The organism is Nonomuraea rhodomycinica (assembly GCF_013363995.1).
Lineage (GTDB): Bacteria > Actinomycetota > Actinomycetes > Streptosporangiales > Streptosporangiaceae > Nonomuraea > Nonomuraea rhodomycinica.
Map to the genome: position 1 here is coordinate 233,189 of NZ_JABWGO010000013.1, position 18,003 is coordinate 251,191.

The window sequence follows — 18,003 nt, forward strand, 5'->3', positions numbered from 1 at the left end:
GGGACCCTCTCGTCACCGGCCGCCTCGGCCGCTCTCGGGCTGCCGCGCGCGGATCACTTGAATCCGCGCAGCCGCAGGCTGTTGCTGACCACGAAGACGCTGGAGAACGCCATCGCGGCACCGGCGATCATGGGGTTGAGCAACCCCATGGCCGCCAGCGGCAGGGCGGCCACGTTGTAGGCGAACGCCCAGAACAGGTTCCCCTTGATCGTACGCAACGTCCGGCGCGACAGGCGGATCGCGTCGGCCGCCACGCGGAGGTCGCCCCGCACGAGCGTCAGGTCGGACGCCTCGATGGCCACGTCGGTGCCGGTGCCCATGGCCAGGCCCAGGTCGGCCTGGGCGAGCGCGGCGGCGTCGTTGACCCCGTCGCCGACCATGGCCACCGACTTGCCCTCGGACTGCAGCCGCTTGACCACGTCCACCTTGTCCTGGGGCAGCACCTCGGCGATCACCTCGTCGATGCCGACCTCGGCGGCCACGCTCCGGGCGACGGCCTCGTTGTCGCCGGTGAGCAGCACCGGGGTCAGGCCGAGCCCGCGCAGCCGCCGGATGGCCTCGGCCGAGGTGGGCTTGACCACGTCGGCCACGACCAGCACGGCGCGGGCCTTGCCGTCCCAGCCGACGGCGACGGCCGTGCGGCCGGCGTTCTGCGCCTCGTCCAGCGCCCGCTGCAGGTCGGCGGGCAGGTGCTGCGACCACTCGGCCAGCAGCCGGGGCCGGCCGACGAGCACCGCGTGCCCGTCCACGACGCCCTGCACGCCGAGCCCCTCGACGTTGGCGAAGTCCTCGGGCGTGGGCAGCTCACCGGCCCGCTCGGCCGCGCCGCGGGCGACGGCCCGGGCGATGGGGTGCTCGGAGGCGTTCTCCAGCGCACCGGCCAGGCGCAGCACCTCGACGGGGTCCTCGCCGTCGGCCACGTGCGTCTCGACCAGCGTCATGCGGCCCTCGGTGACGGTGCCGGTCTTGTCCAGCACGACGGTGTCCACCCGGCGGGTCGACTCCAGCACCTCCGGCCCCTTGATGAGGATGCCGAGCTGGGCGCCGCGGCCCGTGCCGACCAGCAGCGCGGTGGGCGTGGCCAGGCCGAGCGCGCACGGGCAGGCGATGATGAGCACGGCCACCGCGGCGGTGAAGGCCGCCGCCGGGCCGGCGCCCGCGCCGAGCCAGAAGCCGAGCGTGCCCAGCGACAGCGCGATCACGATGGGCACGAACACGCCCGAGATCCGGTCGGCCAGCCGCTGGACCTGCGCCTTGCCGGTCTGCGCCTCCTCCACGAGCTTGGCCATCTGGGCGAGCTGCGTGTCGGAGCCGACGCGGGTGGCGCGCACGACCAGCCGGCCGCCCGCGTTGACGGTGGCGCCGGTGACCGCGTCGCCGGGCCGCACCTCGACGGGCACGGACTCGCCGGTCAGCATCGACGCGTCGACCGCGGACGTGCCCTCCTCGACCACGCCGTCCGTGGCGATCTTCTCGCCCGGCCGGACGACGAACCGGTCGCCGACGGCGAGGCGGGAGATCGGCACGCGGACCTCGGCGCCGTCGCGCAGGACGGCGACGTCCTTGGCGCCCAGCTCCATCAGCGCCCGCAGGGCCGCGCCCGCCCGCCGCTTGGAGCGGGCCTCGAAGTAGCGTCCGGCCAGGATGAACGCGGTCACCCCGGCGGCGGCCTCCAGGTAGATGTTGCCCGAGCCGTCGGTGCGGGCGATCGTCAGCTCGAACGGGTGGGTCATGCCGGGCATGCCGGCCGTCCCGAGGAACAGCGCCCACAGCGACCAGCCGAGCGCGGCGATCGTGCCGAGCGAGACCAGCGTGTCCATGGTCGCCGCGCCGTGGCGCAGGTTGGTCCAGGCGGCCTTGTGGAAGGGCCATCCGGCGTAGACCACGACCGGCGCGGCCAGCGTGAGCGACAGCCACTGCCAGTAGGTGAACTGCAGCGCCGGCACCATCGCCATCGCGATCACCGGGACGCTCAGCACCACGGCCGTGATGAGCCGGGAGCGCAGCGGCCCCAGCTCGTCCGGGCCCTCGCCGCGCTCGCCCCGCTCGGCCCCGGGCTCGTCCTCGGGGGCGGGCGGCTCGGGCAGGGCGGCGCTGTAGCCGGCCTTCTCGACCTCGCTGACCAGCACCTGCGGGTCGAGCCCCTCGGGGAAGGTGACCTTGGCCTTCTCCGTGGCGTAGTTGACGGTGGCCGTGACGCCGTCGAGCTTGTTCAGCTTGCGCTCGATGCGGTTGGCGCAGGACGCGCAGGTCATGCCGCCGATCGCCAGCTCGACCGCGCCGTGCGGCCTCTCCCCGGTGACGGGGGTCTCCGTGATGGGGGACATCACCTCTCCTTTCGTCGCGTCCCGCGATCAGTGGCCGTGCGGGCCCTGATCGTCGTGGTCGGCCGGTCCGGCGCTCGGCGTGCCGGCGGGCGTGCCGCTCGGCTCCGGCGTCGCGCCGGGCGAGCCGGCGTGGACGGTGAAGGCGGCGGTGCGGACCTTCCCCTCGTGCTGGAAGTCCAGGAAGAGGCGGTAGTCGCCGCCGCTCGGCGCCTGCGCGTAGAAGACGATCTCGGGACCGGCCTTCGTGACGCCGTCGCCGGGCTCGCCGTCCGGGTGGACGTGCAGGTACGCCAGGTCGCCGCCGCGCAGGGCGACGAGGTGCCCGTACGCCCCAAGATACGGCTGCAGGTCGGTGACCGGCTCACCGCCCTTGCTGACCTTGAGCGCCAGGCGGCTCGACCGGCCGGGGGCGAGGTCGCCGATCAGCTCGACCGTGTAGCCGTCCACCGTGGCCGTGCGGGCTGCCGCGGGCAGCGGGCGGGGCGTGTAGCCGCCGGCGACGAACACGTCGGTCCCGAGCGTCAGCGCGGGCCCGCCGGTCGGCGCGAAGTCGGCGAAGGCGCGGTAGGGGCCCGCCTCGGGCAGGGTCAGCTTGACGGTCCAGACGCCGTCGGCGGACATCTCCGGGTGGACGTGCTGGAACGTCGTCAGGTCGCGCGAGGTGACGATCAGGTGGAGCCGCTTGTCGTGGCGGGTCTCGAAGTCCGTGACGTTGCCCCCGCCGGGGCCGGTCACGGCGAAGCGGAAGTCGGCGGGCTCACCGGGCTTGATCTCATCGGTGAGCGGGACGAGGGTGTAGCCGTTCTCTGACACTTGAAGCCCCCCGGGGGTATCTTCGGAGCCTGCCTGAGCCGCGTCGCCGTGGCCCTGGGCGTTCTGCTGACCATGGGCGGCCTGCTCGCCGTGGGCGGCGGGGCCGCCGGTGGCCGCGTGGGCGGCGGGGGCCTTCGCCCCCGCCGCCACCGCGCCGGCGTCGCCCAGCGCGTTGCCGGCGCCGAGCGCGCCGCCGAACACCACGGCCAGTCCCAGGGCGTAAAGCCCGAGCCTGCCTGCCGTGTTCACGACGCGCCCTCCACGCTGTAACCGGCCTCCTCGACGGCGGCCACGATCGCGGCCTGCTCGACCGGCTGCTCACTGGCGACGGTCAGCAGGCCGCTCTGCAGGTCGACCTCGACGCCGGTGACGCCCGGCACCTCACCGACCTCCTCCTTGACGGAGCTGACGCAGTGGCCGCAGGTCATGCCCTTGACGGTGTAGGTGGCGGTGGTGGCCATACCGATCACTCCTCGCAACAGCGGTAACGGAACTCAACGACGGGGTCAGGAGCGCACGAGGCGCGCAATGGCGTCGGAGGCCTCCTTGACCTTGGCCTGCGCCTCGGGCCCGCCCTCGCGGGCGGCCTCGGCGACGCAGTGGGCCAGGTGCTCCTCCAACAGGGACAGGGCGAACGACTGCAGGGCGCTGGTGGCCGCCGACACCTGGGTCAGGACGTCGATGCAGTACTTGTCGTCCTCGACCATGCGCTGAAGCCCGCGGACCTGACCCTCGATCCGGCGCAGCCGCCGGCTGTGGTCGTCCTTGCGTGCGGAGTATCCCGCCATCGCCGATCCCCCTCTCCCTTGCCGTGTACCCACTCTAACACGGTACCCCCCTATGGTATTTCCGACCTACCCGATTTTTTCGGACAGCGGCCCGGGGCCGGGGCGAGACCGCGGGCCGGAACGGAGTAGCGTCGCTGTCAGAGGCACTGGAGGAGGGACATGTCCGACGCCCGCCGCACGTCCGGGGCGCGCAGCCCGGCCGGCTCCGGCGCCGCTCCGCGCCCGGCCGGCTCCGCCGCCGCTCCGCGCCCGGCGCGGCAGCCCGAGCCGTGGGTGCGGCGCGTCCCCTGGGCCACGCTGGGCGCGATCTCCCTCGGCGGGGCGTTCGGCGCGCTGGCCCGCTTCGGCATCACGCGCGCCATGCCCCACCCGCCCGGCGGGTTCGCGTGGGCCACGTGGCTGATCAACGTGACGGGGTGCCTGCTGATCGGCCTGCTCATGGTCGCCATCACCGAGGCGTGGCGGGTCCACCGGCTGGTGCGGCCCTTCCTGGGCATCGGCGTGCTCGGCGGCTACACCACGTTCTCGACGTACGTGGTGGACACGCAGAAGGCGCTGGAGGCGGGCGCGGCCCGCACGGCGCTGGCCTACCTGGGCGGCACCCTGGTCGCCGCGCTGCTCGCGACCTACGCCGGGGAGCGCCTGGGCCGCCTGGTGTTCGTCACCTGGCGCTCGCGAAGGGAGGAACGACGATGAGACTCCAGGGCCCGGCGTTGCGCCTGACCGTCTACGTCGAGGAGGACGCCTCCTGGCACCACAAGCCCCTCTACCACGAGATCGTGCACCGCGCCCGGCAGGCGGGGCTGGCGGGCGCCAGTGTGTTTCGCGGCATCGAGGGCTACGGCGCCTCCAGCGAGCTCCACACCGCCCGGATCCTGTCGCTGTCGGACGACCTGCCGCTGGCGATCGTGATCGTGGACGATCCGGACCGGATCCGCGCCTTCCTGTCGCAGCTCGACGAGCTGGTCACCGAGGGACTGGTGATGATCGACGAGGTGGAGGTGATCCGCTACGTGGGCCGCTCCGCCGCAGACCCCGGCGACGCCATGGCGGTGGACACGGGCGGGCGTGACTCGTGACCGTGCTGCTCGTCGCGCTCGGGGCCGCCGTCGGGGCTCCGCTGCGCTTCCTGGTCGACCGGGCCGTGCAGTCGCGGCACGACACCGTCTTTCCCTGGGGCACCCTGACGGTCAACGCGATCGGCTCGACGATCCTGGGCTTCCTCGCCGCCGCGCCGGTGTCCGGGCCGGTCATGACGCTGCTGGGCACCGGCTTCTGCGGGGCGCTGACCACGTACTCGACGTTCGGCTACGAGACCGTGCGGCTGGCCCGCGACGGCGCCACGGCGTACGCGCTGCTCAACGCGCTGGGCAGCGTGGCGGCGGGGCTGGGCGCGGCGTGGTGCGGCATGGCCGTCGCGCTGGCCCTGGCCCCGTGACCGCCGGCCGTTCCGGCCTCGTCACAGGAAGGCGTAGCACTCCACCTCCGAGCGCCGGTAGGAGATCCCCTTCGCGACGGAGTCCCGGACGCAGGCGCGTTCGGAGGGGCTCAGCATGAGCTTCCCGCACACCGTCACCCCCGAGTAGGTGCGGCAGTCGAGCGACGGGTTCACCGCGCCGATGCGGTAGGTCCGCCTGACGTCGGCGCGGCACCGCGTGCGCGCCGCCGCCGTGTTCGCGTACGAGCACTGGCGGAGCAGGATCTGGTACTGGCGCCTGCTGACGTCCTGGCCGTCGCCGTCGGCACCCGCCGCGGCCGGGCCACGCTCGCCGCCATGGGCGCTCGCCGAGCCCAGATCGCGCAGGTCGCCGTCGGCCCGCGCCGAGGAGACGCACAGGCCCAGCATGACCACCACCCCGAGACCAGCGGCAACGATCTTGTTCATGGCTCCCCCCACAAAGCGGAATACCGCCCGCAATACTCCCCAAAACCCCACAATTCGCCTTCCCCGAGGGGAGTCGGCGTGTCGCGCCGCGAGCCCGCCGGCGGGCCGGGGGCTGTGGGGGCGAAAGGTGCCGATGTTACGACTGGGGCCGGTAGCCGGTCTGCCGGAGGAGGGCGACCAGGTACGACTTGACCTCCCCCGCGGTCACCGTGTCCGGACAGGCCCCCAGGTGATGCAGGACGGCTCCCCCGAGGATCTGCTGGAGGGCGTCGAGGTCGGCGTCGGCGGGCAGCTCGCCGCGCTCGCGCGAGCGGGCCAGCGCGGCGCGCTCGGCCGCCGCCCGGCGCGCCCCGTGCGACTCGCGGTAGGCGCTCAGCAGCTCCGGATGGTCGTCCACGGCGGCATAGAGACGGCGGAGCATGCGGCGGTTGCGCGGCACGCTGAGGTAGCCGGCCCAGTCGTCCAGCATGGGGTCGATGCCCGGCCAGTCGATGGCGCCCGGGTCGTGGTCCTGGTGGACCGACTCGATGGCCTGGATGAGCAGCGCGGTCTTGCCCGGGAACCTGCGGTAGACGGTGGCGCGGGTCACCCCGGCGCGCTGGGCCACCTGCTCGATGCTCGTCTCGCTGGCGCCGCGCTCGATCAGCAGGTCGAGGGCGGCGGCGAGGACGGCCTCGTCCACCTGCCGGCTGCGGGGCCGCCCCGGCGGACGCGGCACGCGGATGGTGGACACGTCACCCGATCCTAGTCACCATGCGGTCGAACAGCCGGTCCGGCGTGAGCCCGGCGAAGGCGAGGAGCGGCCGGGCCAGGTGCCCCGTCGGGTAGCGCAGCCGGGGCCGCGGCGCCTCCACCGCCTTGCGGATGGTCCGGGCCACCACCGCCGGGTCGGACATCCTGACCGCGGCCAGCCCCTCGCTCCTGCGGGCCATGGCCTCGGCCGGCCCCCGGTAGGCGCCGCTTCCGGAGAAGGCGCGCAGCTCGCGCGCCGCCTCCCGCTCGAACTCCGTCCTGACCAGGCCCGGCTCGACCACGACGACCTTGATGCCGAACGGCCGGACCTCCTGGCGCAGCGCGTCGGAGAACGCCTCCAGGGCGTGCTTCGAGGCGTGGTACCAGGCGACCATCGGCAGCGCGAACCGGCCGGCGACCGACGAGACGTTGACGATCCGGCCCGAGCGCCGCTCGCGCATGCCCGGCAGGACGAGCTGGGTGAGCCGGGCCGCCCCGAACAGGTTGACCTCGAACAGCCGCCGGGCCCGCTCGACCGGGACGTCCTCGATCGCGCCGTGCAGCCCGGCGCCGGCGTTGTTGACCAGGACGTCGACGCGGCCCCGTTCGTCGAGGACCGTGCGCACGGCGCGCTCAGCGTCGGCCTCGCTCGTCACGTCCGCCTCCAGGACGTGCCCGCCGGCGGCGCGGAGGGCCGCCATCCGCTCCACGCGGCGCGCGGCGCCGTAGACGACGTGGCCGGCGCGCAGCAGCTCCAGCGCGGTCGCGTGGCCGATGCCCGACGACGCGCCCGTGACGAGGCAGATCTTGGCCGCCATGGAAACCTCCAGCTTGAGTTCGAATACAGAGGTGTACTGTATTTTAATCCAGCTAGAGAGGGGATCTGCCATGAGTACCTATGTGCTCGGTTTCCACGAGATCGACCGGACCGCACTCCCCCGGGTCGGCGGCAAGGGGGCGAACCTCGGCGAGCTGTCCTCGATCGAGGGCGTCCGCGTACCCGGCGGGTTCTGCGTCACCACCGAGGCGTACCGGACGGTGGTGGAGCGCGACCCGGCCGTCGGCGGCCTGATCGACGACCTCGCCGGGCTGCGGGCCGACGACCGCGCCGGCGTCGCGCGGGCCGCCGGGCGCCTGCGCGACGCCATCGAGGCCCTGCCCGTGCCGGAGGAGATCGAGAAGGACATCACCCGCCGCCTCGCGGACCTCGCCGCCGAGACCGGGAGCGCCGGCGAGGTGGCCTGCGCCGTGCGCTCCAGCGCCACCGCCGAGGACCTGCCGTCCAGCTCGTTCGCCGGCCAGCAGGACACCTACCTCAACGTGCGCGGCGAGCGGGCCGTCGTGGACGCCGTCCGGAGCTGCTGGGCCTCGCTGTTCACCGACCGGGCCGTCGCCTACCGCGTCCGGAACGGCTTCGACCACCGGGCGGTGCGGGCCGCGGTCGTCGTGCAGCGCATGGTCTTCCCCGACGCGGCGGGCATCATGTTCACCGCCGACCCGGTCAGCTCCAACCGCCGGGTGGTCTCCATCGACGCCGGCTTCGGCCTCGGCGAGGCGTTCGTCTCCGGGCTCGTGGACGCCGACAACTACCGGGTGCGCGACGGCCGGATCACCGGCAGGCGCGTCGCCACCCAGACCGTCGAGCTGCGCGCCTCGGCCGACGGCGGCACCGAGGAGCGGCCCGTGGAGGAGGCCCGCCGCCACGCCCAGACGCTGGACGACGCGCAGATCCTGCGGCTCGAACGCCTCGGCAGGCGGATCGAGGCGCACTTCGGCCGCCCCCAGGACATCGAGTGGGCGCTGTCGGACGGTGAGTTCCACGTGCTCCAGAGCCGCCCCGTCACCACGCTCTACCCGGTGCCCGAGGCCGACGACGACCGCAACCACGTCTACATCTCCTACGGGCACCGGCAGATGATGACCGACGCGTTCGCGCCGCTCGGCCTGTCGATGTTCGAGCTGTTCCACCGCCGGCTCGGCCGCACCGCCGGGACCGTGGCCGGCAACCGCTTCTACAAGGACCTGTCGCACGAGCTGGCGTCCCCGCTCACGCGCGCCGCCACGCTCAAGAGCGTGGCCCAGGCGGACGTGCTGATGGTCGCCGCCCTGCGCGCCGTGCTGGCCAGGAAGGACTTCGCCAGGAACCTGGCCAGGGGAAGGACCTCGCTGACGGACGTCGGCCCGGGCGGCCCGCTGCCCCTGATCCGGCAGTACCTCAAGCTGTCCCGCGAGGACGACCCCCGCGTCGTCCCCGACCTGATCGCCAGGGCCGAGGCGACGGTCGAGGAGCTGCGCCGCGGCCTGGCCGGCGCGTCGGGCGACGCGCTGTTCGCGGCCATCGAGAAGGACCACGACGTCGTCGCCGAGCTCACGTTCGACCCACGCAGCGTGGCGGCGGCGCTCATCGGCATCCAGTCCGTGAACTGGGTCAACAAGCGCATGGCGCGGTGGCTGGGCGTCCGGAACGCGGCCGACGCCCTCTCGCAGTCCGCCGACCACAACGTGGTGGCCGCGATGGGCCTGGACCTGCTGGCGGTCTCCGACGTCGTCCGCGAGCACCCGGCCGTGGTCGCGTACCTGGAGACGGCCGGACGCGACACGTTCTTCGCCGGGCTGGCCGGGGTCGAGGGCGGGGAGGCGGTCAGCCGCTCCCTGGAGGACTACCTGCGCGCGTACGGCATGCACGGCCAGGGCGGCATCGACATCACCCGGACGCGGTGGAGCGAGGACCCCACGCTGCTCGTCCCGCTCATCCTGGCCAACGTCCGCGCTCTCGCCCCCGGCGAGCGCGAGCGCAGGGCGGAGCGGGGCCGCGCCGAGGCCGAGCGCACGATGAACGACCTGCTGGAGCGGCTCAGGAAGCTGCCCGGAGGCGCCCGCAAGGCGAGGCGGGCGGCCCACCGGATGAGCCTCGTCCGGCACTTCATCGGCTACCGCGAGTACTCCAAGCACGCCCTGCTCCAGCGCTACGAGCTGTACAAGCGGGCGATCCTCGCCGAGGCCGGGCGGCTGGCCCTGCAGGGCGTGATCGACAAGCCCGAGGACGTGTACTTCCTGACCTTCGAGGAGCTGCGGCAGGCCGTCGCCACGGGGCGGCTGGAGCGCGCGGTCATCGCCGAGCGGCGCCAGGCGTACGAGACGTACCGCAAGCTGACACCGCCCCGCGTCATCACCTCCGAGGGCGAGATGATCGACGGCGCGTACGACGCCGGGAGGCTGCCCGAGGGCGCGCTGGCCGGCGTCGCCGTGTCGTCCGGTGTCGTCGAGGGCCGGGCCCGGGTCGTGCTGGACATGGCGCGGGCCGAGGTCGAGGAGGGCGACATCCTCGTCACGGTCTTCACCGACCCGAGCTGGTCGCCGCTGTTCGTGTCGGTGAAGGGGGTGGTCATGGAGGTCGGCGGGGTGATGACGCACGGCGCCGTGGTCGCCCGGGAGTACGGCCTGCCGTCCGTCGTGGGCGTCGAGGGCGCGACGCGGCGCATCCGCGACGGGCAGCGCATCCGCGTCAACGGCTCCGAGGGATATGTGGAGCTGTTGCCTGAGGAGGCGTGAGGCGGGCAGGGTGGAGCGCGTGAGCAGCGATGAGACGCGTGACGGGGTGCCGCTGACCAACCTGGACCAGCCGTTGTTCGACGGGTCCGGCAGCACGAAGCGGCACCTGGTCGACTACCTCGACGCCGTGAGCGAGCGCATCCTGCCCGTCCTGCGCGAGCGCCCGCTGTCGGTCGTGCGGGTCCGCCCGGGGCAGCCGGCCTTCATGCAGAAGAACGTGCCCAAGTACGCCCCGTCGTGGGTGCGCACGGTGTCCGTCTGGGCCGAGGCGTCGCGCCGGCAGGTGTCGTACGCGCTGTGCGACGACCGGCGCACGCTGCTGTGGTTCGCCAACCAGCGGGCGGTCGAGTACCACCCGGCGCTCGGCCCCGCCGGCGGCGACCCCACCCACCTGGTACTCGACCTCGACCCGCCGGAGGGCGGCGCGTTCGGCCTGGCCGTGAAGGCGGCCCTGCTCGTCCGGCAGGCGCTCGCCGACGCGGGCCTGGCGGGCGCGGTCAAGACGAGCGGCGCCAAGGGGGCGCACGTGTTCGTGCCGGTGGAGACGGGCGTCCCGGTGGAGGACCTGGCGGCGGCGACCCGCGCCCTCGGCGCCCGCGCCGCCCGCCTCGACCCCGGCCTCGCCACGACGGCGTTCATCCGGGAGGACCGCGAGGGCAAGGTGTTCATCGACTCGACCCGGGCGGGCGGGGCGACGGTGGTGGCGGCCTACAGCCCGCGGGTCCGGCCGGGCGTGCCGGTGTCGTTCCCCGTGGCGTGGGACGACCTCGACGCGGTGAGCCCGGGCGACTTCACCGTGCACACCGTGCCGGCGCTGCTGGACGGCCGCGACCCGTGGGCGGAGCTGATGCCGCCGCCGCAGCGGCTGCCCGCCGGCCTGGTCGAGGAGGGGCACACGATCCCGGTGGCGCGGGTGCAGGCGATGCACGAGGGCAAGCGCCGGGCCCGCGCCCGCCGCGGCGAGTGACACTCCCGCGGCGGGCCGGACACCGTCGCTACTGGATCCGCTCGAACGGGGTCGGCGTCTGGCCGGTCCAGCGGTGGAGCTGGGCGACGCCGGTCTGCTTCGTCACGCCGCCCTCCGTGATCTTGCCGTCCTTGGCCAGGTAGAAGCGGCCGTCGTCGAGGGAGACCAGGCCGTACTGGCCGCCGGACTCCCAGCCCCGGATGCCGGTCGCGTCGTGGCGCAGGCCCTCGTCGAGCAGCGGCAGCAGGGCGCCGCGCTCCGGCTTCGGCTGTCCCTCGATCGGGCCCTCGACCGGGCGGGCCGAGCCGTCCACGACGAACAGCGAGTAGTTCGGGAACTGCGGCTTGACGCCCTTGTAGACGGCCATCAGCCAGTGGCCCGAGCGCTTGTCGTACTCCAGGTTCTGCACGCCGTAGGTGGTGTTGCCGGTGCGGACGAAGTACTTGCCGGCCGCCTCGTCCGGGCCGGCCGTGTGCGGCTGCGACTGGGTGAGCGGGCGCTCGTACCGGCGCCAGTCGCGGATGTCGTACTGCAGCAGCACCTGGTGGTCGTTGTCGGTGCGCGTGGTGTTGGAGTAGACGCCGTAGGCGACGGTCAGCTTCTGCTGGCCGCCGCGCCGGCCGAACTCGGGGCCGAAGGCGACGCCGTCGATGCCGCTGCAGCCGTAGCGGTGGTCGGGGGTGTTGGCGACGTTGCCGTCGAAGACGCCGTCGCCGTTCATGTCGGCGGCGTAGTCGTCCACGACGTCCTTGAGGTAGACGGCGGTCACCACGTCGGACCCCTCGGCGTTCATGTCCAGGCTGGTGATCCGGTCGACGTCGAAGATGGCGATGTAGAACGCCTTCGCGTCCTTGTACTCCAGGGAGCCGTAGACGCGGCCGTCCTTCTCGTTGAAGTCGAGGTCGCCCAGGTGGCCGGTGAACCCGGTGACCGAGCCGACCGGGTTGCCCTGCAGATCGGTCTTGACGAGGAGGTTGGTGAAGGAGAAGTACATGTACCCCTTCTTCCGGTCCAGGGCCATGCCCTGCACGTGGCCCGACGGCCAGGCGCCGCCGTTCACCTCCGCCGGGAACCGCGCCGGTCCGGCCTCCGCCGGCGCCGCCAGGGCGGGGCCGGAGCCGAGGGCGGTGGTGAGGGCTGCCGTGAGCAGTACGTGTGCGACCCGCATGTTCTTCCGTGTGCCTTCCGAGGGGGAAAAGTACTCCGGAAGATCCTTACAGAGGTCGTTCGGCGCGTCCATGGACGGAAGTCAAACGCCACGCGACGCGCGCCGGAACGATTCGGCGTCCCGCGAACTCCAGGGTGTCGGGCAGGTCGCGCGGTCACGGCGGGCGTCCTAGGGCCTGGGGATGCGGATGCCGGCGGCGCGGAGCTCGGCCTCGAAGAGCTCGGCCAGCCGCGCCGCGGCCGGTGTCCGCTCTCCGCCGTGGTGGGCGATCAGCATGTACCGGGTCCCGGCCTCGGTGCGGGCCTGCAGGCCGGTCACCGTCTTCAGCAGCGCGGGGTTGGCGAGGTAGTGGCCGGCCGCCGTGGCCGCGAGCTCGGCGATGCGGGGGTCGTCCGGCTCCCAGGCCGCGGCTTCGGCCGCGCGCCTGCCCAAGGCGACGAGCCCGGGATCGTCGAGGGCGTGCTCGAAATGGGTGAGGTAGTCGTCGAAGCCCTCCGGGACCAGGGCCCTGGCCAGCACCCAGCCCTCCCTGGTGGCCGCTGTCTCGTCCGCGGCGAAGCCGAGACCGGCCATCCGCTCCAGCAGCGCCACAGCCCGGTCCGGCAGCAGGGCCCGGTCGCCGTCGGCGAGCCGATGCAGCGTGTCACGCCGCGCGGTCAACTCCTCGATCTGTTGGGTGAGGTGCCGCTCGACGTCGGCGAGCGCGGCGGTGAACAGCGCGGCATCGGCGTCGAGCAGGGGCCCGATCTCGGCCAGCGGCACTCCGGCGGCGGCCAGCGTCCGGGCCTGCACCAGCCGCAACAGATCGGCCGATCCGTACCTCCGGTAGCCGGAGCTGTCGCGTTCCGGCTCCCGCACCAGCCCGAGCTTGTGGTAGTGCCGCACCGTCTTCACCGTGACGCCGACGAACGCCGCCGCCTGCCCGATCGTGACTCCGTTCATCCGCACGATCCTGCCGTGTGCCCGGCCTGCCCGGCGCGGAACACCTCGTCGACGAGCCTCTGCTGGGCGCTCAGGAATGCCGGCGCGATGGACAGGCCGGCGTCGTCCACGCAGTTCAGCGCGGCGGTCAGGGTCTTGCGGCCGTCGGGCGTGCTGTACATCAGCGCCGCGTGGCCCACGGCGGCGCCGTTGTGGGAGATGAGGGTGCCGCCGTCCGTGTTCACCACGAAGACCCCCAGGCCGTAGTCCATGTTCGGGATGCCGGTCGGGTGCGGGGCGCACATCTCGGCCAGCAGCGAGGCCGGCAGGAGCCTGCCGCCCAGCAGCGCGGAGATGAACGTGTGGAGGTCCCGGGTGGTGGAGATCATGTCGCCGCCGGTGGAGATCCAGGAGGGGTTCTGGCGGGTGATGTCGGTCGTCGTCGGCCGGCCGTCCTCCTCGGAGCGGTAGTAGGCGTGGGCGTGCGGCGCGGGGATCTCCGGCGAGGCGTCCGGCACCACCGTGCCCGACAGCCCGAGCGGCCCCAGGATCAGCCGCCGCACCTCCTCGGCGAGCGAGCGGCCGGTGACCTTCTCGATCACCAGCCTGGCGAGCACGTAGTTGGTGTTGGAGTAGCTCCAGCTCGTCCCCGGCTCGAACCGCGCCGGCCTGGACAACGCCAGCTCCACCAGCTCCCGCGGCCGGTAGGTCGTGAACCGGTTGTCCAGCCACTCCTTGCCCGTGGTGCCGTAGGGGATGGGGATCCCCGGCGCGACCGTCCCGTCGCCGTCGACCTCGCCGGTGAAGTTGAACACGCCGCTGGTGTGCTGCAGCAGCATGCGCACCGTGATCCGCTCGTCCAGCCCGAACTCGGGCAGGTAGTTCGCCACCGGGACGTCCAGCCCGATCCTGCCCTCGGCCACCAGTTGGAGCGCCAGGGTCGCGGTGAAGGTCTTGGTGGCGCTGCCGATCCGGACGTGCCCGTTCGTCGGCGGCTTCCCGGTCCCGCCCAGCTCGGCCGCCCCGGCGCTGCCGGCCCACTCGCCCCGCTCGTCGTGCACGCGCAGCGACACCCCGAGGAAGCCGGACTCGACGATCTCCTCGATCGCCTTCTGCAGCTCCGGGCGATCCTGCCCGGCCGCGGCTCCCGGCGCGGTCGCGCCGTCCGCGCGGGCCGCGGCGGCGACGTCGAGCGCTTCGGAGATCTTGCGGGCCATCTCCGCCATGGTGGGGCTCGGCTCACCCTGACGGGGCTGGGCGGCCGCTTCGACGGCGACGAGGACGGCGCGGCGGAAGTTGTCCGCCTCGGCCGGATCCTGCTCCTTCAGCAGGCTCATGGCCGCCGTCAGGGCCGGCAGCACCTGGTCGGCGAGTTCGGCGGTGGACTTGCCCCTCAGGGCGACGTCCTTCGTCCGCACCGCGAGCACATGCCCGACCGGGCCGGTCGCCGACGCCAAGGCGAGCGCGCCGCCGGTGGCGATCCGGTGCGGCTTGCCGGCGGCACCGGCGGCGGCCATCAGCGAGACCGCGCCGTACGCGGCGGTCCGCAGGGTGCTCTTGTCCTGGTCGGAGAGGGTGAGGGACATGGTGGTCCGCTCCTTCGAGTCTCGGGTGTCCGGTCGGCGTCTCGCCGCTGCGAGGAGCTTGCACCCTGACCCGAGGTCAACCTCAACGGTGATCTGGCTCACAGCGGACGCTCGTCGGCGGAGACTCGACACCGAGACGACGCGGGACTCGCGGGGGCCGGTGGGTGCCTGACGGGCTCGCGACGGTTACCGTGGGTGATCGTATGAGTCGATTCCTGTTCATGGTGCGGCCGGGCGCGCTCCGGTGGATGTCCCACGGCGCGTTCGGGCTGCTGCTGGTGTCCGCCCTGATCGCGACCGCCCGTGACGGCGGCACGGCCGCCGCCGCGGGCGGCGCGCTGCTCGGCGGCCTGTACGTCGCCTGGACGCTCCTCGAGGCCGAGCTGGTCCCGGCCCGGCCCCGGCTCGCGCTGCTGTGGCTGCTCCCGCTCGTGCTGGCGTGGGCCGTGCTCGCGGTGGCCGCGCAGCCGTTCGTCTGGCTGGTGCTCCCGATCGCCCTGACCTGTGCCCGGGCGCTGCCCCCGTGGGCGGGGGCGTTCACCGCGAGCGTGCTGACCTGCACCTCGGCCGTGCTGCTGATCAGCCACGCCGGCCTGTGAGCCGCCCCGGCCTGTGGGCCGCGCCGGCCCGTGAGCCACGCCGGCCGGTGAGAACGGTCAGGGCGTGACCACGGGGAAGTCCGGCATGGCGTCGTCCAGGAGCGCCACCAGGCGGCGCAGCGCCCCGACGTCGCCCTCCCGCTCGACCCCCTCCGCCCCCTTGCCGCAGAACAGCGCGACGAGCTGCTGCCTGGTCAGCCGCAGTGTGAGGTCCACCGGCCCGTCCGGCGGGTCCTGCTGCTGGACGAGCGCGCCGTTCGAGAGCGTCGTGCGGTGGCGCTCCCCCAGGTCGGTCAGGTGCCAGTCGATCGACAGGCTCTCGTTCCAGGCGCGCGGCCCGTGGAGCCGGACGGCGACCGAGTCGAAGATCCGTTCCACGGGGAGCGCCGCGACCAGGTCCGGGCACGGCGCGGCGGGCACCGCGGGCACGATCCCGTCGGCCAGCTCCAGCGCCCCCGTCAGGTAGACGTTGCGCCAGGTGGCGTTCTCCGCCCCGTGGCCGAGCCGGGTGTAGACCTCGGCGAGCAGGTCCCGCGCCTCCTTGTTGCCCTCGTCGGCGAAGACGGCGTGGTTGAGGAGCTGCGCCGCGAAGCGCAGGTCGCCCTGGCCGATGTAGCCGCGCGCGAACTCCACCACGGCGCCCCCTCCCCCCAGGCACTTGACGTAGCGGACGGCGCTCTCGCGCGGCGGGTGCTCCCACAGGTGCGCCGGGTTGCCGTCGAACCAGCCGAGGTAGCGCTGGCAGACGGCCCTGACCTGCTGGCTGAGCGCGCCGTGGTAGCCGCGCGCCTGCCACGCCTCCTCCAGTTCGGGCGGCAGCGGGAGCGTCTCGGCGATCTCGGACGCGGTGAGCCCCTTGTTCATCAGGCGCACGGTCTGGTCGTGCAGGTACGTGTGCAGGTCCCGCCGCCGGGTCAGCAGCCGTACGACGTCGTCCGCGCCCCAGACGGGCCAGTGGTGGGAGGCGAGCGCGACCTCGGCCCGGCCGGCGAACAGCGTGATCGTCTCGGTCAGGCGGCGGGCCCAGGCCCGGGGGTCGCGGACCGCCGCCCCGTGCAGCGGCAGCAGGTCGTGCTGGTCGCGGGTGAGGTTCTCGGCCAGGAAGAGGGCGCGGCGGCCGGGGAGCAGGAAGGTCATCTGCGCGGGATCACCCGGCCCGGCCATGAGCTGGAACTCCATCGGCACGCCGTCCACGACCTCCTCCTGGCCCGTACGGGTGACGGTGACCGTGGGCGGGATCAGCGAGATCGCGCCCGTGGAGGCGGCCGGGCCGAGGCCCGCGCCGATCTGGCCGAGCGGTGAGCGTTCGAGTGCCTGGCCGTAGGTGTAGACCGAGCGGCGCGTCACGGCGGCGCGGGCGTGCACGCGCTCGCAGACCGCGTGCTCCATGAACCCGGCCGGCGCGAGGATGGGCACGCCGCCGCCCGTGACGCCGCGCACGCCGCCGAAGTGGTCCACGTGGGAGTGCGTGTAGAGGACGCCGGTGACCGGGCGGTCGCCGCGGTGCGCCCGGTACAGGCCGAGCGCCGCCGCCGCGCACTCGACCGAGCCGAGCGGGTCGACGACCACGACGCCGGTGTCGCCCTCGACGAGCGTCATGTTCGACAGGTCGAGCCCGCGCACCTGATAGACGCCCTCGGTCACCTCGTACAGCCCCTGCTGGGCGCAGAGCCGGCTCTCGCGCCACAGCCCGGGATGCGCGGTGCCGGGGCACTCCTCCTGGAGGAAGGCGTAGGAGCCGCCGTCCCAGACGACTCGGTTGTCGGCGTTCCTGATCACCGCCGGGTCGAGCCGCGCGACGAGCCCGCGTGCGGCGTCGCCGTGGTCGCTCCGCTCACCGGGTGGAAGGTTGGACATGCTCCCCTGCATGCCCGTCATCCGGTACGGACACGGTCAATAGAGTCTGGCAATACGGACAAACCCCTACCGGCGGCGGGGGTCCGCGACGCGATGTGATTGGCTGGAGACCGACTGATCGTCTGGAGGGTTTCGCGGTGGAAGCGTGCGTGTTCGACCTCGACGGCGTGCTCGTCGACTCCGAACCGGTATGGGAGGAGGTGCGCCGGGCGTACGTCGCCGACCACGGCGGCACCTGGCGCCCGGAGACGCAGTCCCGGCTCATGGGCATGAGCACCCAGGAGTGGGCCGCGTACCTGCACGAGCTCGGCGTCCCCCTGCCGCCGGAGGAGATCGCCCGGCAGGTGGTGGACGCCATGGCCGCGCGCTACCGCGAGGCCATCCCGTTCATGCCCGCCGCCCGTGCGGCCGTCCGGCGGCTGGCCGAGCGCCACACCCTCGGGCTGGCCAGCTCCTCGCCCCGCAGGCTGATCGACGTCGTCCTGGACGCCGCCGGGCTCGACGACTGCTTCGCCGCCACGGTCTCCACCGAGGAGGTGCCCCGGGGCAAGCCCGCGCCGGACGGCTACCTGGAGGCGGCCGCGCGCCTCGGCGTCGATCCGCGCGCCTGCGTGGCCGTGGAGGACTCCAGCAACGGGCTGCGCTCGGCGTACGCGGCCGGGATGCGGGTCGTCGCGGTGCCGCACCCCCGCTACCCGCCCGCGCCCGACGCCCTCGAACTGGCCTGGCTCGTCATCGACGACCTGGACGGACTCACCCCGGAGACCCTGGAGCAGTGACCAGCCCCTCTGCGGCCCCGTCCCGCCCT

Annotated in this window: 18 protein-coding genes; 7 read left to right on the forward strand and 11 right to left on the reverse strand. The window is 73.6% G+C overall.

Annotation, left to right across the window (positions count from 1 at the left end):
- Positions 1–53: 53 nt before the first annotated feature.
- The 4 genes from HT134_RS38270 to HT134_RS38285 are packed head-to-tail and all read right to left on the reverse strand — an operon-like array spanning position 54 to position 3,928.
- Positions 54–2,327 carry a heavy metal translocating P-type ATPase gene (locus tag HT134_RS38270; RefSeq protein WP_175605370.1) on the reverse strand — a complete coding sequence of 758 codons (2,274 nt, stop codon included), beginning with the start codon at positions 2,325–2,327 and terminating at the stop codon, positions 54–56.
- Positions 2,328–2,354: 27 nt separating this feature from the next.
- On the reverse strand, positions 2,355–3,389 hold the full coding sequence (locus HT134_RS38275) for a DUF8832 domain-containing protein (RefSeq protein WP_175605371.1): 1,035 nt from the start codon (positions 3,387–3,389) through the stop codon (positions 2,355–2,357).
- Positions 3,386–3,601, reverse strand: coding sequence for a heavy-metal-associated domain-containing protein (locus tag HT134_RS38280; protein ID WP_175605372.1), 216 nt, complete (start codon positions 3,599–3,601; stop codon positions 3,386–3,388). The genes HT134_RS38275 and HT134_RS38280 overlap by 4 nt, the downstream gene beginning before the upstream one ends.
- Positions 3,602–3,646: 45 nt before the next feature.
- Positions 3,647–3,928, reverse strand: coding sequence for a metal-sensitive transcriptional regulator (locus tag HT134_RS38285; RefSeq protein WP_175595108.1), 282 nt, complete (start codon positions 3,926–3,928; stop codon positions 3,647–3,649).
- Positions 3,929–4,087: 159 nt separating this feature from the next.
- Here HT134_RS38285 and HT134_RS38290 point away from each other — a divergent pair, with 159 nt between their 5' ends.
- Genes HT134_RS38290 through crcB form a run of 3 tightly spaced genes read left to right on the forward strand, consistent with a single transcriptional unit; the run spans position 4,088 to position 5,366 of the window.
- Positions 4,088–4,624 (forward strand): fluoride efflux transporter FluC, encoded by a 537-nt coding sequence (locus tag HT134_RS38290; RefSeq protein WP_175605373.1) that lies wholly within the window; start codon positions 4,088–4,090, stop codon positions 4,622–4,624.
- Positions 4,621–5,007 carry a DUF190 domain-containing protein gene (locus HT134_RS38295; protein ID WP_175605374.1) on the forward strand — a complete coding sequence of 129 codons (387 nt, stop codon included), beginning with the start codon at positions 4,621–4,623 and terminating at the stop codon, positions 5,005–5,007. Before HT134_RS38290 ends, HT134_RS38295 begins: the two co-directional genes overlap by 4 nt.
- Entirely contained in the window at positions 5,004–5,366 is a 363-nt protein-coding gene (gene crcB / locus HT134_RS38300) for a fluoride efflux transporter CrcB (protein ID WP_175605375.1), read from the forward strand. The genes HT134_RS38295 and crcB overlap by 4 nt, the downstream gene beginning before the upstream one ends.
- A 21-nt stretch (positions 5,367–5,387) precedes the next feature.
- On the opposite strand, the gene HT134_RS38305 is transcribed toward crcB, so the two are convergent.
- The 3 genes from HT134_RS38305 to HT134_RS38315 form a co-directional block, all read right to left on the reverse strand.
- Complete coding sequence (locus HT134_RS38305) at positions 5,388–5,813, reverse strand: hypothetical protein (protein WP_246366276.1); 426 nt, start codon at positions 5,811–5,813, stop codon at positions 5,388–5,390.
- 136 nt (positions 5,814–5,949) lie between these two features.
- Complete coding sequence (locus tag HT134_RS47915) at positions 5,950–6,546, reverse strand: TetR/AcrR family transcriptional regulator (RefSeq protein ID WP_175605376.1); 597 nt, start codon at positions 6,544–6,546, stop codon at positions 5,950–5,952.
- Position 6,547: 1 nt separating this feature from the next.
- Entirely contained in the window at positions 6,548–7,363 is an 816-nt protein-coding gene (locus tag HT134_RS38315; RefSeq protein WP_175605377.1) for an oxidoreductase, read from the reverse strand.
- Positions 7,364–7,433: 70 nt separating this feature from the next.
- Between HT134_RS38315 and rph the strand changes: the two genes are divergently transcribed.
- Together rph and HT134_RS38325 are read left to right on the forward strand one after the other, a co-directional pair.
- Positions 7,434–10,097 (forward strand): rifamycin-inactivating phosphotransferase, encoded by a 2,664-nt coding sequence (rph, locus tag HT134_RS38320; RefSeq protein WP_175605378.1) that lies wholly within the window; start codon positions 7,434–7,436, stop codon positions 10,095–10,097.
- A 19-nt stretch (positions 10,098–10,116) separates the two neighbouring features.
- Positions 10,117–11,064: a DNA polymerase domain-containing protein gene (locus tag HT134_RS38325; protein WP_312888744.1), complete on the forward strand. Its 948-nt coding sequence runs from the start codon at positions 10,117–10,119 to the stop codon at positions 11,062–11,064.
- A 28-nt stretch (positions 11,065–11,092) separates the two neighbouring features.
- Here the strand turns inward: HT134_RS38325 and HT134_RS38330 are convergent, their stop codons facing one another.
- The 3 genes from HT134_RS38330 to HT134_RS38340 form a co-directional block, all read right to left on the reverse strand.
- Positions 11,093–12,232, reverse strand: a complete 1,140-nt coding sequence (locus HT134_RS38330; RefSeq protein ID WP_175605380.1) for a hypothetical protein — start codon at positions 12,230–12,232, stop codon at positions 11,093–11,095.
- Between the two features lie 168 nt (positions 12,233–12,400).
- On the reverse strand, positions 12,401–13,174 hold the full coding sequence (locus HT134_RS38335) for a MerR family transcriptional regulator (RefSeq protein WP_175605381.1): 774 nt from the start codon (positions 13,172–13,174) through the stop codon (positions 12,401–12,403).
- Positions 13,171–14,739 (reverse strand): serine hydrolase domain-containing protein, encoded by a 1,569-nt coding sequence (locus tag HT134_RS38340; RefSeq protein WP_246366277.1) that lies wholly within the window; start codon positions 14,737–14,739, stop codon positions 13,171–13,173. The genes HT134_RS38335 and HT134_RS38340 overlap by 4 nt, the downstream gene beginning before the upstream one ends.
- Positions 14,740–14,942: 203 nt before the next feature.
- Here HT134_RS38340 and HT134_RS38350 point away from each other — a divergent pair, with 203 nt between their 5' ends.
- A complete protein-coding gene (locus tag HT134_RS38350; protein WP_175605382.1) occupies positions 14,943–15,338 on the forward strand; it encodes a hypothetical protein in 396 nt (131 codons plus the stop codon).
- Positions 15,339–15,395: 57 nt separating this feature from the next.
- Here the strand turns inward: HT134_RS38350 and HT134_RS38355 are convergent, their stop codons facing one another.
- Positions 15,396–17,195 (reverse strand): alkyl/aryl-sulfatase, encoded by a 1,800-nt coding sequence (locus HT134_RS38355; RefSeq protein WP_175605383.1) that lies wholly within the window; start codon positions 17,193–17,195, stop codon positions 15,396–15,398.
- A gap of 137 nt (positions 17,196–17,332) precedes the next feature.
- Between HT134_RS38355 and HT134_RS38360 the strand changes: the two genes are divergently transcribed.
- The gene (locus tag HT134_RS38360) at positions 17,333–17,974 is read left to right on the forward strand and encodes an HAD family hydrolase (protein ID WP_312888746.1); all 642 of its coding nucleotides are present in this window, start codon (positions 17,333–17,335) and stop codon (positions 17,972–17,974) included.
- Positions 17,975–18,003 lie beyond the last annotated feature (29 nt).

What these genes read in the sequence shown, in the direction of transcription:
- HT134_RS38270 (WP_175605370.1), bottom strand. Translation starts at nt 2,327, where the DNA reads ATGTCCCCCATCACGGAGACCCCCGTCACCGGGGAGAGGCCGCACGGC.
- HT134_RS38280 (WP_175605372.1), bottom strand. Translation starts at nt 3,601, where the DNA reads ATGGCCACCACCGCCACCTACACCGTCAAGGGCATGACCTGCGGCCAC.
- HT134_RS38285 (WP_175595108.1), bottom strand. Translation starts at nt 3,928, where the DNA reads ATGGCGGGATACTCCGCACGCAAGGACGACCACAGCCGGCGGCTGCGC.
- HT134_RS38290 (WP_175605373.1), top strand. Translation starts at nt 4,088, where the DNA reads ATGTCCGACGCCCGCCGCACGTCCGGGGCGCGCAGCCCGGCCGGCTCC.
- HT134_RS38295 (WP_175605374.1), top strand. Translation starts at nt 4,621, where the DNA reads ATGAGACTCCAGGGCCCGGCGTTGCGCCTGACCGTCTACGTCGAGGAG.
- HT134_RS38305 (WP_246366276.1), bottom strand. Translation starts at nt 5,813, where the DNA reads ATGAACAAGATCGTTGCCGCTGGTCTCGGGGTGGTGGTCATGCTGGGC.
- HT134_RS38315 (WP_175605377.1), bottom strand. Translation starts at nt 7,363, where the DNA reads ATGGCGGCCAAGATCTGCCTCGTCACGGGCGCGTCGTCGGGCATCGGC.
- rph (WP_175605378.1), top strand. Translation starts at nt 7,434, where the DNA reads ATGAGTACCTATGTGCTCGGTTTCCACGAGATCGACCGGACCGCACTC.
- HT134_RS38330 (WP_175605380.1), bottom strand. Translation starts at nt 12,232, where the DNA reads ATGCGGGTCGCACACGTACTGCTCACGGCAGCCCTCACCACCGCCCTC.
- HT134_RS38335 (WP_175605381.1), bottom strand. Translation starts at nt 13,174, where the DNA reads ATGAACGGAGTCACGATCGGGCAGGCGGCGGCGTTCGTCGGCGTCACG.
- HT134_RS38340 (WP_246366277.1), bottom strand. Translation starts at nt 14,739, where the DNA reads ATGTCCCTCACCCTCTCCGACCAGGACAAGAGCACCCTGCGGACCGCC.
- HT134_RS38350 (WP_175605382.1), top strand. Translation starts at nt 14,943, where the DNA reads ATGAGTCGATTCCTGTTCATGGTGCGGCCGGGCGCGCTCCGGTGGATG.
- HT134_RS38355 (WP_175605383.1), bottom strand. Translation starts at nt 17,195, where the DNA reads ATGTCCAACCTTCCACCCGGTGAGCGGAGCGACCACGGCGACGCCGCA.